The organism is Burkholderia sp. R-40, assembly GCF_049942845.1.
Taxonomy (GTDB): Bacteria; Pseudomonadota; Gammaproteobacteria; order Burkholderiales; family Burkholderiaceae; genus Burkholderia; species Burkholderia ambifaria.
The window spans coordinates 1694743-1708102 of sequence record NZ_CP187968.1 but is presented as its reverse complement, the minus strand read 5'-3'; the positions used below and the strand labels follow the sequence as shown (position 1 = coordinate 1708102).

The following is a 13360-nucleotide window of genomic DNA, read 5'->3' as shown; positions in this document are numbered from 1 at the left end:
TGAAATCAGCCGAAAGCGGAAAACGTTTTCCAACTATACGCGGGACAAAAGCTGACCGTCAATGCTTGAACCTGCCCGCAGCCATCCGCATTTTCCCGATATCGGCCGGTGGCCGGGCGCCGGCTTTTTCTGCCACAATCCGGGGCAACGGAACGAAAACGTTACCCTCTTCATGAAAAAAGTTTCCCCGACGATCCGCGACGTGGCGGCGGAAGCCGGCGTGTCGGTCGCGACGGTATCCAAGTACGTGAACGGCACCCAGCGCTTTTCGCCGGCCGTCGAGGCGCGGCTCAAGGAATCGATCGAGCGGCTCGGCTATCGTTCGAACCCGCTCGCGCGTTCGATGATCACCGGACGCACGCGCACCATCGGCGTCGTGATCCTCGATATCAGCAACCCGTATTTCACGAACGTCGTCAAAGGCGCGAACCGCGTCGCGCTCCAGCATGACTACACGCTGCTGCTCGTCGATACCGAAGAGAATCAGGCGCGCGAACGCTCGCTGATCGAGGCGCTCGCGCAGCGCGTCGACGGGCTGATCGTCAGCACGCGGATGCCCGACGAGGAAGCCGGCTGGATGCTCGACCTGCACAAGCCGCTCGTGCTGCTGCGGCGCAGCCCCGGCCTGTCGATTCCGAGCGTCGGCATCGACAACCGGCTCGCCACCTACATGCTCGCGCGTCACCTGCTCAATCTCGGCCATACGCACATCGCGTACCTCGGCTTCGGGCCGGCGCGCGTGAACGACGAACGGATCCAGGGCGCGCGCGACTGTCTCGCCGAAGCGGGCCTCACGCTCGACGTGCACGATGCGCACGCGCCCACCGCCGAGGCCGGCGAGCGCGCATGCTCGCGCGTGATGCTCGGGCCGCAGCGTCCGCAGGCCGTGATCTGCTACAACGACCTGATCGCGCTCGGCTTCATGAAGGAAGCCGCGTCGCTCGGATTCCGGCTGCCGCAGGACGTGTCGGTCGCCGGCGTCGACAACGTGCCGTACGGCGAATACGCGGCGCCCGCGCTGACCACCATCGACATCCAGAGCGAGAACATGGGCGAGCTCGCGATGCAGAAGTTGATCGACGCGCTCGCCGGACGCACCGACGCAAGCTATTCGACGTTCGAGCCGCGGCTGATCATGCGCGCATCGACGGCCGCGGTCGGCTGACGCACGCGCCCTCTGCGCCACCCAGCGCTTGCGTGCCCCGCACATGAAAGCGCGCCGCCTCCGGGCGGCGCGTTCGTTTGCCAACATGCGAACATGCAATTACGCGTCGAGCTTCGCGGGCTTCATCTTCGGCGTGAGCATGTGCATGACCGCCAGCGCGAGCAGGTAGGCCAGCGCGCCGATCGCGAACAGCACCCAGTAGTGGCCCGTGCGTTGCAGCACCTGGCCGATCACTTCCGAGAACAGCACGCCGCCGATCGAGCCGGCCATCCCGCCGATGCCGACCACCGACGCGACCGCACGGCGCGGGAACAGGTCGGACGCCGTCGTGAACAGGTTCGCCGACCAGCCTTGGTGCGCGGCCGCGGCGAGGCCGACGATCAGCACCGCGATCCACAGGTTCTGCACCTGCGACACGAACGCGATCGGCAGCACGCAGCATGCGCAGATCAGCATCGCCGTCTTGCGCGCGCCGTTCACGCTCCAGCCCGCGCGCAGCAACGCCGACGACAGCCAGCCGCCGCCGATGCTGCCGATCGTCGTCAGCGCATAGATGCACACGAGCGGCAGGCCGATATGCTGCATGTCCATCCCGCGCGACTCGTTGAGCCACTTCGGCAGCCAGAACAGATAGAACCACCACACTGGATCCGTCAGGAACTTGCCGATCAGGAACGCCCACGTCTCGCGCTTGCGGATCAGCTCGCCCCAGCGCGGCGCGCCGGCGTTCACGTTCGCCGCGTCGAGCGCTTCGGCTTCGTCGCGCGGCTCGTCGTAGGCGTCGGCGAGTGCGCGCGTGTCGGCCTTGCGATACAGCACCAGCCACACCGCGAGCCACACGATGCCGATCGCGCCGACGATCACGAACGCCGCGCGCCACCCGTAGGCCACCGCGATCGCCGGGATGATCGCGGGCGCGAACACCGCACCGATGTTCGCGCCCGAGTTGAAGATGCCGGTGGCGAGCGCGCGCTCGCGGCGCGGAAACCATTCGGCCGTGGTCTTGATCGCGGCCGGGAAGTTGCCGCCCTCGCCGATCCCGAGCAACGCGCGCACCGCCGCGAAGCCCATCACCGAGCCGACCATCGCGTGCATCATCGCCGCGATGCTCCATACCAGCATCGCGACCGCATACGAGATGCGCGTGCCGAGCCAGTCGACGATGCGACCGAAGCACAGCAGGCCGATCGCGTAGAACGCGGAAAACGCCATCACGATGCGGCCGTACTGCACCTGGCTCCAGCCGATGTCGTGCTGGAGCATCGGCGCGAGCAGGCCGAGGATCTGGCGATCCATGTAGTTGATGACGGTCGCGAAGAACAGCAGCGCACAGACGGTCCAGCGGTAGCGGCTGGCGGCGGCGCGCACCGCGCCGACGACGGCAGATTGCATGAGTGTCTCCGATGCGCGGCCGCGCCCGTCGCGCCGCAGATTGTTGCCTGTCCGTGACCGGCGACGGGCGCCGGGACGGGCGGCGGCCCGCCCTTTCGTGGCGCGGCCGATTGCCTGTCGAGTCGTGGAAAACGTTTTTCAAAGCATATGGCGTGGGTCGGTGCCGTGTCAGTCGGGGATTTCGATGAGTCATCTCGAAATTGGCCGCGCAAAAAGAGACGACTGTTTCGCAGATTGGCATTAACCGTTTTTCCGGAATTTTCCTGCGGGCAAAACGGGGGCATGACGCGAACCCGTGCGGCGAGACACAGGTCCGATTCCGGCCAGAATCGGCGGCGGCGATGGTTTACAGTCGTCGCATGCGCCTCGATCCCGACACCTGCTACGCAGCCCTGCTTTCGCGGAACCGCCGGTTCGACGGCTGGTTCTTCGTCGGCGTGGCCACGACGGGGGTGTATTGCCGCCCCGTTTGTCCGGTGAAACCGCCGAAGGCGCGCAACTGCAGCTATTACGCGAGCGCCGCCGCCGCGGAAAAAGCCGGCTTTCGGCCGTGCATGCGCTGCCGGCCCGAGCTCGCGCCCGGCCACGGGCTGCTCGACCTGTCCGGCAATCTCGCCGACGCGGCCGCCACGCTGATCGAGGACGGTTTCCTGGACGAGCGCTCGGTCAACGCGCTCGCGCAGCGCGTCGGCGTGACCGAGCGCCACCTGCGCCGGATCTTCGCCGCGCAGTTCGGCGTCTCGCCGGTCGAGTTCGCGCAGACGCACCGGCTGCTGATGGCCAAGCGCCTCCTGACCGATACCGCGCTGCCGGTGGCCGTCGTCGCGTCGACCGCCGGGTTTGGCAGCGTGCGGCGCTTGAACGACTTGTTCCGGCAACGCTACGGCCTCAATCCGCTGCGCCTGCGCAAGGGCGCCGGCGCAGCGGCCGGCGGCGACATGACGTTCCCGCTGCCGTACCGGCCGCCGTTCGCGTGGCCCGAGTTGATGCGCTTTCTCGCGCAGCGGCAGATCGACGGCGTCGAGCGGATCGACGCACAGGGCTATGCGCGCGTCGTCGCACTGCCGAACGGCAGCGGTCTTGTGACGGGCTGGCTGTCCGTCACGCACGTGCCGCAGCGGTTCGCGCTCGCAGTCACCGTGTCGCCCGCGCTGACGCCCGTCGTGCCGGCCGTGCTCGCGCGCGTGCGGCGGCTGTTCGATCTCGACAGCCGCCCCGACGTGATCGACGCGCATCTCGGCGCACTCGCGCACGGCTCGCCCGGTCTGCGCGTACCCGGCGCGTTCGACGGGCTCGAGATCGCGATCCGTGCGCTCGCGGGCGAGCATCTGGCCGCGACGCACGCAGGCCCGGTGCTGACGCGGGTTGCCAAACGCTTCGGTACGCCGGTCGCCGACGCCGCGCCCGGCCTCACGCATGCGTTGCCTTCAGCTGCGATACTGGCGGTCGCGCCGCCGCCGGCGCTCGAAGCAATCGGCGTGACACGCGAGGCCGCGCGGGCGATCGTGTCACTGGCCCGCGTCGTTGCAGACGGCACGCTCGCGCTCGAACCGATGGCGCCGCTCGATGCGACGCTCGCCGCATTGCGCGCGCTGTCCGGCTTCGACGAACGCGCGGTGCAGTACGTCGCGATGCGTGCGATGGCTTGGCCGAACGCGTTCCCCGCCGACGACGCGTGGCTCGCGCCGCGCGTCGCCGCCGAACGCCCGCGCATCGCGTCATCCGCGTCATCCGCGCCCGATGCGGCGCGTTGGGCGCCGTGGCGCGCGTATGCCGCACTGCATGTGTGGCGCCTTCATGGAGAAGCTTCGCGATGACTCTCGCTCATATGATTCCGAGCCCGCTGGGCGACATCGCCATTCGTATCGAGGACGATGCGCTGACGGGCCTGTTCTTCGTCGGCCAGAAATACTATCCGTCGCTGGCGATCGCGGTGGATGCAGACGCGGACGCACGCAACGCGTCGCCGCTCGTGCGCAAGGTTGCCGAAGAAGTCGCCGAATATTTCACCGGCACGCGCGAAACCTTCTCGGTGCCGATTCATCTGCGCGGCACCGCGTTTCAGCGCAGCGTGTGGAAGGAACTGCTCGCGATTCCGTTCGGCGAGCTCGTGTCGTACGGCGACATCACCGAACGCGTCGGGCTGCCGATGAGTGCCGCGCGTGCCGTCGGCGGCGCGGTCGGCCGCAATCCGGTGTCGATCATGGTGCCGTGCCATCGCGTGATCGGCGCGTCGGGCAGCCTGACTGGTTATGCGGGCGGGATTGAACGGAAACGCGCGTTGTTGTCGCTCGAAGGCGCCGGGTTCGCGCGCGGCGAGCGTCAGGCGGTGCAGCAGACGCTCGCGTTCTGAACCATGCCGCGCGTCACGCGCTCAACACGGGCCGACGCGCTTCACGCTTCGCATACGCGCCGGGCGTCACGCGGAATTTCGCCTGGAACAGCGCGATGAACGACGATGTCGAGTCGTAACCCAGTCGCGCGGCCACCGTGCCGATCGGCTCGCCCGCGTCGAGTAGCGGCAGCGACGCGAGCAGCCGCACGGCCTGCCGCCATTCGGTGAACGACAGCCCCGTGTCCTGCCGGAACAGCCGCGACAGCGTGCGCCGCGTCGCGCCGACCTGATGGCCCCATTCGTCGAGACTGCGCGTATCGCCCGGCGCCGCATGCAATGCGCGCGCGATTTTCAGCAGGCGCGGATCGCGCGGCAGCGGCACCGTGAGCGGCGCGGGCTGCATGCGGGCGATCCGGTCCGCGATCACGCACACGAGCGCACCGTCCGGCCCCGTCTCGTCGTAATTCACCGGCAATTCGCGAGTCGCGATCACCAGCTCGCGCAACAGCGGCGTCATGCAGAGGATCGTGCAATCGTCGTTCACGTCGCTCCGTGCGATCGCCGCATCGAGATACAGGCTGTGGAACGCGACGCAATCGCGCGTCGATACCGCATGCGGCACGTGCGGCGGAATCCACATCGCATAGTGCGGCGGCAGCAGTTGCCGGCCCGACGGCGTCGACACCTCGAGCACGCCGCTCGTCGCATACATGAGCTGGGCCCACGGATGACTGTGCGCATCGACGCTCACGTTGCCGGGAATCCCGAAGGCGCGCACGTATAGCGGCCTCGGCAGGCGCGCCATCGGCGGCACTGCGTATGGGTCGCCGGGTTGTCCCGCCAGCAACATAAGACGTCCTCCGAAGGTCATTGCACGAACGAGCGCGATGCTACCGTGGCGGCTCTTCTTTCACACGGCTTCCGTTCATGAGCGCTCCTACCCGCACCACCCGCAAGACCGTCACCGCGATCCGCTCGACCAAAGGGATCGGCAGCCTCGTGTCGCTGACCGCGTATTCCGCGCCAATGGCAAAACTCGTCGACGACGTGGCCGACGTGATCATCGTCGGCGACTCCGTCGGCATGGTGCTGTACGGGATGCCCGATACGCTGCGCGTCACGCTCGACATGATGATTGCACACGGCGCGGCCGTCGTGCGCGGCGCCGCGCAGGCGTGCGTCGTCGTCGACCTGCCGTTCTCCACGTTCCAGGAATCGCCCGCGCAGGCGTACCGCTCCGCCGCGCGGCTGCTCGCCGAAACCGGCGCGCAGGCCGTGAAGCTCGAAGGCGGCTGCGAGATGACCGATACGATCCGCTTCCTGACCGAGCGCGGCATTCCGGTGATGGCGCATGTCGGCCTCATGCCGCAGCAGGCCAACGCGACGGGCGGCTTTCGCGCGCAGGGGATGGACCCGCATTCGGCCGCGCAGGTGTTCGACGCCGCGTGTGCGGCCGAACGGGCCGGCGCGTTCAGCGTCGTGATCGAAGGCATTGCCGAGGCGCTCGCGCGCCACCTGACCGGAACGCTGACGATCCCGACGATCGGCATCGGCGCATCGCCCGCGTGCGACGGGCAAGTGCTCGTGACCGAGGACATGATCGGCGCGTTCGATGCGTACACGCCGCGCTTCGTGAAGCGTTACGCGGATGCGAATGCGGTGATGCGCGACGCGATCCGCCAGTACGCGCATGACGTGCGGCACCGCGTGTTTCCGGAGCCCGCGCATTGCTTCGGATATGGGAAGCCGCTGCAACTGGCCGATGCGGGCGCAACGGTGTGACGTAAGACGAATGACGCGTTCACCTCACGCTATGCGCGCTTGCGCATCGCATGCGCGACTCGCGCGTTCGCCTCGAACTTCGCGCGATGCGTCGAGAAGAACGTCCGCACGTTGCGCACGTTCGAGGCGCCAGTGAACAGCCGCCGTGCGAACGCGTCGTATTCGGCGACGTCGGCCAGATCGGCAATCACCACGAAATCGGGCCCCGGCGACACGCGGTAGCACTGCGTGACCGCCGGCTCCGCACACACGTAGGCTTCGAACGCGTCGTAGTCTTCGGCCGTCTGCCGGTCGAGGCTGATCTCGATCAACGCCGTGACCGCCGTGCCGATCGCGACCGGATCGAGCACCGCGACCTGGCGGCGGATCACGCCCGCCTCCGTCAGCCGCCGCACGCGACGCATGCAGGTCGGCGGCGACGACAGCGCACGCTCGGCCAGTTGCAGGTTCGACACCGACGCGTCGTCCTGCAGGATCGCGAGAATGCGCAGGTCGAGATCATCGAGCGTGATGCCGGCCATCGGCGGCTCCTTCCGGTCACGGTGTGAAATTTAATTTCAACATGATAGCCGATCGCCGTCTCGTTTCATTTATCGACGTATTTTGAAATTTAATTCCATAGACTCGCCTCTACCATCGCTGTCACGGGTCCAGACAGGACATTAACGGAGCGCGATATGTGTGGAATTGTCGGGGCGGTTGCCCAGCGGGACATCCTGGCGAACCTCGTCGACGGGCTGAAGCGGCTCGAATACCGCGGCTACGATTCGTGCGGCGTCGTGGTCTATCGCGACCGAGCGCTGGCACGCGCGCGCAGCGTCGACCGCGTCGCCAACCTGCAGCGCGAGATCGCCGCGCAAGCGCTGTCGGGCTATACCGGCATCGCGCATACGCGCTGGGCGACGCACGGCGCGCCCATCACGCTCAACGCGCATCCGCACTTCTCGCCGAGCGACGACAACGCGCGCATCGCGCTGTCGCACAACGGGATCATCGAGAACTGCGATCAACTGCGCGCGGAGCTGCAGGCGCACGGCTACGTGTTCGCGAGCCAGACCGACAGCGAGGCGATCGCGCACCTGATCGATCACCTGTACGACGGCGACCTGTTCGACGCGGTGCGCCGCGCGGTTGCGCGACTGCGCGGCAGCTACGCGATCGCGGTGATGTGCCGCGACGAGCCGCACCGGATCGTCGGTGCGCGCGACGGGATGCCGCTCGTCGTCGGTGTCGGCGAAGGCGAGAATTTCCTCGCGTCGGATGCGATCGCGTTGTCGGGCATCACCGATCGCATCGCGTATCTGGAGAACGGTGATGTCGCCGATATCCAGCTGCATCGCTACTGGATCGTCGATGCGGCCGGCCAGCGCGTCGAGCGCGCGGTGCAGCGGGTGGCGGCGCACAGCGGCGCGGCCGATCTTGGGTCGTATCGCTACTACATGCAGAAGGAAATCTTCGAGCAGCCGCAGGCCGTGGCCGATACGCTGCTCGACGTCGCGTCGATCATGCCGGAGCTGTTCGGCGACGGCGCGTGGCGCGTGTTCAACGATGTCGATTCAGTGTTGCTGCTCGCGTGCGGCGGCAGTTATCACGCGGCGCTGACCGCGAAGTACTGGATCGAGAGCATCGCGAAGCTGCCGGCGAGTGTCGAGATTGCGAGCGAGTTTCGTTATCGCGACAGCGTGCCGAATCCGCGCACGCTGGTCGTCGCGGTGTCGCAGAGCGGCGAGACGGCCGACGTGCTCGGCGCCGTGCATGTTGCGAAGCAGCGCGGGATGATGCATACGCTCGCGATCTGCAACGTCGCGACGAGTGCGCTGATGCGCGAATGCGCGCTGCAGTTCGTCACGCGTGCGGGGATCGAGATCGGCGTGGCGTCGACGAAGGCGTTCACGACGCAGCTCGTCGCGTTGTTTCTGCTCACGCTGGCGCTTGCACAGGTGCGCGGGCGGTTGAGCGATGACGAGGAGAAGGCGCATCTGCGTGCGCTGCGGCATCTGCCCGATGCGATGTCGAAGGTGCTCGCGCTGGAGCCGCAGATCATGGGCTGGTCGGAGTTGCTCGCGCGACGCGACAACATGCTGTTTCTCGGACGCGGGATGCATTATCCGATCGCGCTCGAAGGCGCGCTGAAGATGAAGGAGATTTCGTATATCCACGCGGAGGCTTATCCCGCCGGGGAGTTGAAGCACGGGCCGCTGGCGTTGGTCAGTAATGAAATGCCGGTTATTGCGGTGGCGCCGAATGATGCGCTGCTCGAGAAGCTTCGGTCGAACATGCATGAAGTCAGTGCGCGCAATGGCAGGCTTTTTGTGTTCGCGGATGTGGACTGCGGGTTGGTGCCGAGTGAAGGGATCGAGGTCATTCGGCTCAACGAGTACTACGGGCCGCTGTCGCCGATTCTGCATACGGTGCCGATGCAATTGCTGGCTTATCACGCGGCGTTGGCGCGGGGGACGGATATTGATAAGCCTAGGAATTTGGCTAAGTCGGTGACGGTGGAATGAGGGGGGCGGGGGCGATTGGGTATTTGGCAACCTCGGAGCCAACGGTTTCTCACAAAATTCGCAGATTACCGCTCCGGAGGAGCGATATGAAGTCAAGGCCTCACATCACGACGGGCGAACTCGAAAGGTCATCACGCCGCGGACCGTGAGCTGGAAAGTGTTTTCTCAACAGCTCGGTAACCTGCTCGACACCCCGCAGCGCACCGGACCGGTAATCTCCTTGCCGGAAATGGGCCTCCATGGCTTGGCAAATCGCCTCCCATTCGCGGCCATCCACCTTGGCGTGTATGCCTCGATCCACAACGATTTCGACGTCGCGGTCCGCAAGAAGCAGATAGATAAGAATGCCGTTGTTGTGCTCCGTGTCCCAAACCCGGAGGTCCGAGAACACCTCGATGGCACGGTCCCTCGCAGATGTGCCCTTCAGCAAGGCGCCGATGTGCAACGCCCCCTCTACAGCAAACCTGACTTGACCCACGTGCGCGCGATGACTGGTACGTACAGCCTCTTCAATAGCGATAAGTGCTTGCCATGAAAATGCGCTGTTGACCCGCCAGTGGGTCGTGAAAAGATGCCGAAAGAGGCGTTTCAGGTCCATGCTCACCACCGTCCCGATGCGCCACCGCCGCCAAAGCCTCCACCGCCTCCGCGAAAGATGTCGCGATTCGAATCACTACCGAAACGCCCACCGCTACCGCCAATGAAGCGCCCTCCAACCGCTCCCATCCCGCCCCCCAGCAACGTGAAGAGCAGCGCCATCAGTCCTGCCGCGATAGCGACAAAAAGCGCCCCCGACAAAACCCACGCGAGTACACCAACGACTCCGCCTGTAACGGCGGCCCCCGGCAATCTCCCGAGCATGGCGCGCAGGAGGCCGCCGGCCATGACCGTCAGGAGGAAGAAAACCGGAAGTAACCGTCCGGCGCCGTCGCTTGCCCGATCTCGCCGCTGCGGCGGGGGCAACTGCTCGCCGCTTGTGACGCGCATCATGCCGTCGAGGCCCGCAGTGATGCCGCCGTAGAAATCGCCGTTTCGGAACCGGGGAACGATTGCCTCGTTGATGATGCGATTGCTCGTCGCGTCGGTGAGCACGCCTTCGAGGCCGTATCCAACCTCGATTCGAAGCGTTCGGTCGTTCTTGGCGATAATCAGGAGCGCCCCGTCGTCGACGTTCTTGCGCCCAAGCTTCCATTGCTCGACGACTCGCATCGAATACTGTTCGATGGTTTCCGGCGCCGTGGTTGGAACAACAAGAACCGAAATCTGCGTTCCCTTTTTCGCTTCGAACTCTTTCAACGTCTGCTCAAGGCCAGCCTTCTGGTCGCTGGTCAGGGTTCCAGTCTCATCGGTTACTCTCGATGTCAGCGGCGGGACAACGGCGTCCGCGTGGGCGCGAACTCCACCCAACACAAAGAAGGCGAAGACGACGGCCATCGCCAGTCGGAACACGTTCAATTGGAAGCCCTGCCTGCAGATGCCGGCGTCGAGCCGAAGTCGACCCGCGGCGGCTTGGAAATCTCGGCTTCGTTGCTTACCGAGAAGTTGGGTCGTTCCAGATAGCCGAACGCCTTTGCAGTCAAATTATTCGGGAACGAACGTACCGTCGTGTTGTACGTCTGGACGGAGCGAATGTATCGATTGCGGGCGACGGCAATACGATTTTCCGTACCCTCGAGCTGCGCCTGCAGGTCGCGGAAGTTCGCATCCGACTTCAATTGCGGATAGTTCTCCGATACCACGAGCAGACGTGACAGAGACGACGTGAGTTGCCCCTGCGCCGCCTCGAACTTTGCGAACGCCTGCGGGTCGGCAAGAAGTTCGGGCGTGGCGCGAATCGAGCCCACTTGCGCCCGGGCCTCCGTCACACTGACGAGCACTTCCTTTTCCTGGTTCGCGTACCCCTTCACCGTGTTGACGAGATTGGGGACAAGGTCGGCACGCCGTTGATACTGATTTAGAACTTCTGACCAACTGGCCTTCACCTGCTCGTCTTCAGTCTGGATCGCGTTATAGCCGCATCCAGCGAGAGCAAGCAGGGACACCGCCAGTGCGGCCGCCAGAAGTGCGCGGGCCAGACTGCGCCGCGCGGAGATTGCTGCCGATTTTTCCACCATGGACGCGCCTCTGCTCGATATTCCGCGGCATTCCGCTCACGGGTGCACTGTCTATCGTAAGTAGCCGGGCGGGCGCAGCGTTGATGCACGTCAATGCTGCGTTGTCGAGCATGGCTGTGGCGATACCCCGCCGTGTCGCAGGCTCGCGCCACGACCATGCTACATATGAAGAATTCGGCTCGCGATTTGTTGAGCCACGTCAAGCCCTCGAAGGGGCGCGAGCATAGAGTGATTCCGGAATTCAACTGGCTTTCTAAAACTATGCTCGTGGAGAACAGGATGGCATTCCCGAAAAAACTCGCAATCGCAATTGCGACGCTCGGCATGGTCAGTGCCGTTGCAATCGCCGGTACGCCGTCAGTCGCCGACAATGCAGCCCACGACGCCCATCATCCCGGTAAAGCGGCCGCAAAAGCGCCAAGCAAGACGAACCGCGAAGCGGACGACCAAATGCAGAGCATGCGTGCCATGCACGAAAAGATGATGAACGCGAAGACGCCTCAGGAGCGCGCCGCCCTGATGGACGAGCAGATGAAAGTCATGCAGAACGGTATGAGCATGATGGGAATGATGGGTGCCAATTCATCCGGCATGCCGATGTCGTCGCGACACGAAAGCATGGAAAAGCGCATGGACATGATGGAAATGATGATGCAGGCAATGATGGACCGCCAGGCTGCGCAGGAGCATCCGGCCGAGAAGTAAGACCGTTCCAGATGGGAGGCAGGACATGGATGACAGCTCACATGGCGCTCGGCCGTTCTGGAAATCGCGGTCAGCCGTTGCACTCGTAGCGTTCGCTGCAATAGCACTATTCCTCCTGCTTTCCGAACACCGCGCCCACTTCCTTGGGGTGTTGCCATATCTGCTGTTGCTCTCGTGCCCGCTGATGCATCTGTTTATGCACCATGGGCACGGGCACCATGGGACGAAACCGACCGAGGGGCGTCCTGATTCGGGAGACGGTCATGACCACCATCGGTGACGGTTATGGGCTATGGGGCCTCGTCGCGATCAATTCTCTTGTCTTCATCATCTTCGCGTTCAGCTTCTTCAAGCCGGCGACAAAGCGAGACTGGCGAACGTTCGGCGGATTCTCGGCCTTCATCGTCGCGCTATTCGTCGAAATGTATGGGTTCCCCCTCACCATCTATTTGCTGTCGGGCTGGTTGCAGACGCGGTTTCCGCAAACAAATTTGCTGTCGCACGATGCAGGACACCTCTGGTGGACCTTGACCGGCAGACACGGCGACCCGCATGGCGGACTTCCGCATCTTCTCAGCTTCTTCCTGATATTGGGCGGCTTCTACTTGTTGTCCACCGCGTGGCACGTACTGTATGAGGCTCAGCATAGCAACGAGTTGGCCACCACCGGACCCTACTCGAAAATCCGACATCCTCAATATGTCGGGTTCGTCGTCATCATGGTGGGTTTCCTGCTCCAATGGCCCACGCTCGTGACCCTGGCTATGTTTCCCATTCTGGTTTTCATGTACGTTCGACTAGCCATACAAGAGGAGCGCGATTCGGAAATGCAGTTCGGCGCGGCGTGGCGTGAATACGCAGCACGCACGCCGCGCTTTGTACCTAATTTTTTTGGGAAACGCCCGGCCCAAGTACATTGAAATCAAGCGGCTCACCCATAGCCGACCGCTGTTGCCGAACTCAATCGTAATCTTCCGGGATGAGGAGCTGCAATGAAGCCCTTCAAGACTGGCGTGACGCTTTCAGCCACGGTTGTGCTCTTCTATGTCCTATGCACACTGGTATGGATGGCACTTCCTGAACCCTTCATGAATTTCATGAACGCTCTTTTTCACGGACTCGATTTCCGGCGCCTTCAGACGGCCGAGCCAGTGTCCTGGTGGTTGGTTATCTATCCGGCCTTCGTGTTTGCGGTCTGGTTCTTTGCAGCCGGCGCCTTCTTCGCGTGGTTACACAACCGCCTCCGTGGACAGAACTGACGCATTGCTCAACACATCGAGGCGTCGCCGATGGCGCCCTCTGATGATTTGGCAATATAGTCTCACTACCGGCTGGCCTCGGTAAAGGCGACGCACGTGGT

The 13360-nt window shown here is 64.4% G+C and carries 15 protein-coding genes; 9 read left to right on the top strand and 6 right to left on the bottom strand.

Annotated features, from left to right (window positions below; translation table 11 throughout):
* Positions 1 to 61 precede the first annotated feature (61 nt).
* Entirely contained in the window at positions 62 to 1165 is a 1104-nt protein-coding gene (locus ACP26O_RS24050; RefSeq protein WP_175666079.1) for a LacI family DNA-binding transcriptional regulator, read from the top strand.
* A 99-nt stretch (positions 1166 to 1264) separates the two neighbouring features.
* On the opposite strand, the gene ACP26O_RS24045 is transcribed toward ACP26O_RS24050, so the two are convergent.
* A complete protein-coding gene (locus tag ACP26O_RS24045; RefSeq protein WP_175666078.1) occupies positions 1265 to 2557 on the bottom strand; it encodes an MFS transporter in 1293 nt (430 codons plus the stop codon).
* A 341-nt stretch (positions 2558 to 2898) separates the two neighbouring features.
* Between ACP26O_RS24045 and ACP26O_RS24040 the strand changes: the two genes are divergently transcribed.
* Positions 2899 to 4374, top strand: coding sequence for a DNA-3-methyladenine glycosylase 2 family protein (locus ACP26O_RS24040; protein ID WP_175666077.1), 1476 nt, complete (start codon positions 2899 to 2901; stop codon positions 4372 to 4374).
* The gene (locus ACP26O_RS24035; RefSeq protein ID WP_175666076.1) at positions 4371 to 4910 is read left to right on the top strand and encodes a methylated-DNA--[protein]-cysteine S-methyltransferase; all 540 of its coding nucleotides are present in this window, start codon (positions 4371 to 4373) and stop codon (positions 4908 to 4910) included. Before ACP26O_RS24040 ends, ACP26O_RS24035 begins: the two co-directional genes overlap by 4 nt.
* Positions 4911 to 4923: 13 nt before the next feature.
* Here the strand turns inward: ACP26O_RS24035 and ACP26O_RS24030 are convergent, their stop codons facing one another.
* On the bottom strand, positions 4924 to 5742 hold the full coding sequence (locus tag ACP26O_RS24030; protein WP_165752430.1) for an AraC family transcriptional regulator: 819 nt from the start codon (positions 5740 to 5742) through the stop codon (positions 4924 to 4926).
* Between the two features lie 77 nt (positions 5743 to 5819).
* Between ACP26O_RS24030 and panB the strand changes: the two genes are divergently transcribed.
* Positions 5820 to 6674 (top strand): 3-methyl-2-oxobutanoate hydroxymethyltransferase, encoded by an 855-nt coding sequence (gene panB, locus ACP26O_RS24025; RefSeq protein WP_175666075.1) that lies wholly within the window; start codon positions 5820 to 5822, stop codon positions 6672 to 6674.
* A 29-nt stretch (positions 6675 to 6703) separates the two neighbouring features.
* On the opposite strand, the gene ACP26O_RS24020 is transcribed toward panB, so the two are convergent.
* Positions 6704 to 7195 carry an Lrp/AsnC family transcriptional regulator gene (locus ACP26O_RS24020; RefSeq protein WP_138849935.1) on the bottom strand — a complete coding sequence of 164 codons (492 nt, stop codon included), beginning with the start codon at positions 7193 to 7195 and terminating at the stop codon, positions 6704 to 6706.
* A gap of 156 nt (positions 7196 to 7351) precedes the next feature.
* Here ACP26O_RS24020 and glmS point away from each other — a divergent pair, with 156 nt between their 5' ends.
* Positions 7352 to 9181, top strand: coding sequence for a glutamine--fructose-6-phosphate transaminase (isomerizing) (glmS, locus tag ACP26O_RS24015; protein WP_175666074.1), 1830 nt, complete (start codon positions 7352 to 7354; stop codon positions 9179 to 9181).
* 100 nt (positions 9182 to 9281) lie between these two features.
* On the opposite strand, the gene ACP26O_RS24010 is transcribed toward glmS, so the two are convergent.
* Genes ACP26O_RS24010 through ACP26O_RS24000 form a run of 3 tightly spaced genes read right to left on the bottom strand, consistent with a single transcriptional unit; the run spans position 9282 to position 11295 of the window.
* Complete coding sequence (locus tag ACP26O_RS24010) at positions 9282 to 9779, bottom strand: TPM domain-containing protein (RefSeq protein ID WP_175666073.1); 498 nt, start codon at positions 9777 to 9779, stop codon at positions 9282 to 9284.
* A 2-nt stretch (positions 9780 to 9781) separates the two neighbouring features.
* Positions 9782 to 10615, bottom strand: a complete 834-nt coding sequence (locus tag ACP26O_RS24005; protein WP_175666072.1) for a TPM domain-containing protein — start codon at positions 10613 to 10615, stop codon at positions 9782 to 9784.
* 17 nt (positions 10616 to 10632) lie between these two features.
* Positions 10633 to 11295: a LemA family protein gene (locus tag ACP26O_RS24000; protein ID WP_244099061.1), complete on the bottom strand. Its 663-nt coding sequence runs from the start codon at positions 11293 to 11295 to the stop codon at positions 10633 to 10635.
* Between the two features lie 279 nt (positions 11296 to 11574).
* On the opposite strand from ACP26O_RS24000, the gene ACP26O_RS23995 reads away from it, so the two are divergent.
* The 4 genes from ACP26O_RS23995 to ACP26O_RS23980 all read left to right on the top strand — a co-directional run bounded on the left by ACP26O_RS23995 (position 11575) and on the right by ACP26O_RS23980 (position 13259).
* Positions 11575 to 12000, top strand: coding sequence for a hypothetical protein (locus tag ACP26O_RS23995; protein WP_175666071.1), 426 nt, complete (start codon positions 11575 to 11577; stop codon positions 11998 to 12000).
* Positions 12001 to 12025: 25 nt separating this feature from the next.
* Complete coding sequence (locus ACP26O_RS23990; protein WP_175666070.1) at positions 12026 to 12280, top strand: DUF2933 domain-containing protein; 255 nt, start codon at positions 12026 to 12028, stop codon at positions 12278 to 12280.
* Positions 12264 to 12920, top strand: a complete 657-nt coding sequence (locus tag ACP26O_RS23985; protein ID WP_175666069.1) for a methyltransferase family protein — start codon at positions 12264 to 12266, stop codon at positions 12918 to 12920. The genes ACP26O_RS23990 and ACP26O_RS23985 overlap by 17 nt, the downstream gene beginning before the upstream one ends.
* Before the next feature lie 72 nt (positions 12921 to 12992).
* Positions 12993 to 13259, top strand: a complete 267-nt coding sequence (locus ACP26O_RS23980; protein ID WP_175666068.1) for a DUF5676 family membrane protein — start codon at positions 12993 to 12995, stop codon at positions 13257 to 13259.
* The last annotated feature ends 101 nt before the right edge of the window (positions 13260 to 13360 follow it).

Bases quoted from the DNA above. Each gene is read 5' to 3' on its own strand.
- ACP26O_RS24020 (WP_138849935.1), bottom strand. From the start codon at position 7,195: ATGGCCGGCATCACGCTCGATGATCTCGACCTGCGCATTCTCGCGATC.
- ACP26O_RS24045 (WP_175666078.1), bottom strand. From the start codon at position 2,557: ATGCAATCTGCCGTCGTCGGCGCGGTGCGCGCCGCCGCCAGCCGCTAC.
- panB (WP_175666075.1), top strand. From the start codon at position 5,820: ATGAGCGCTCCTACCCGCACCACCCGCAAGACCGTCACCGCGATCCGC.
- ACP26O_RS24030 (WP_165752430.1), bottom strand. From the start codon at position 5,742: ATGTTGCTGGCGGGACAACCCGGCGACCCATACGCAGTGCCGCCGATG.
- ACP26O_RS24050 (WP_175666079.1), top strand. From the start codon at position 62: ATGCTTGAACCTGCCCGCAGCCATCCGCATTTTCCCGATATCGGCCGG.
- ACP26O_RS23980 (WP_175666068.1), top strand. From the start codon at position 12,993: ATGAAGCCCTTCAAGACTGGCGTGACGCTTTCAGCCACGGTTGTGCTC.
- ACP26O_RS24040 (WP_175666077.1), top strand. From the start codon at position 2,899: ATGGTTTACAGTCGTCGCATGCGCCTCGATCCCGACACCTGCTACGCA.
- ACP26O_RS24010 (WP_175666073.1), bottom strand. From the start codon at position 9,779: ATGGACCTGAAACGCCTCTTTCGGCATCTTTTCACGACCCACTGGCGG.
- ACP26O_RS24005 (WP_175666072.1), bottom strand. From the start codon at position 10,615: ATGGCCGTCGTCTTCGCCTTCTTTGTGTTGGGTGGAGTTCGCGCCCAC.
- ACP26O_RS23995 (WP_175666071.1), top strand. From the start codon at position 11,575: ATGGCATTCCCGAAAAAACTCGCAATCGCAATTGCGACGCTCGGCATG.
- glmS (WP_175666074.1), top strand. From the start codon at position 7,352: ATGTGTGGAATTGTCGGGGCGGTTGCCCAGCGGGACATCCTGGCGAAC.
- ACP26O_RS23985 (WP_175666069.1), top strand. From the start codon at position 12,264: ATGACCACCATCGGTGACGGTTATGGGCTATGGGGCCTCGTCGCGATC.
- ACP26O_RS24000 (WP_244099061.1), bottom strand. From the start codon at position 11,295: ATGGTGGAAAAATCGGCAGCAATCTCCGCGCGGCGCAGTCTGGCCCGC.
- ACP26O_RS24035 (WP_175666076.1), top strand. From the start codon at position 4,371: ATGACTCTCGCTCATATGATTCCGAGCCCGCTGGGCGACATCGCCATT.
- ACP26O_RS23990 (WP_175666070.1), top strand. From the start codon at position 12,026: ATGGATGACAGCTCACATGGCGCTCGGCCGTTCTGGAAATCGCGGTCA.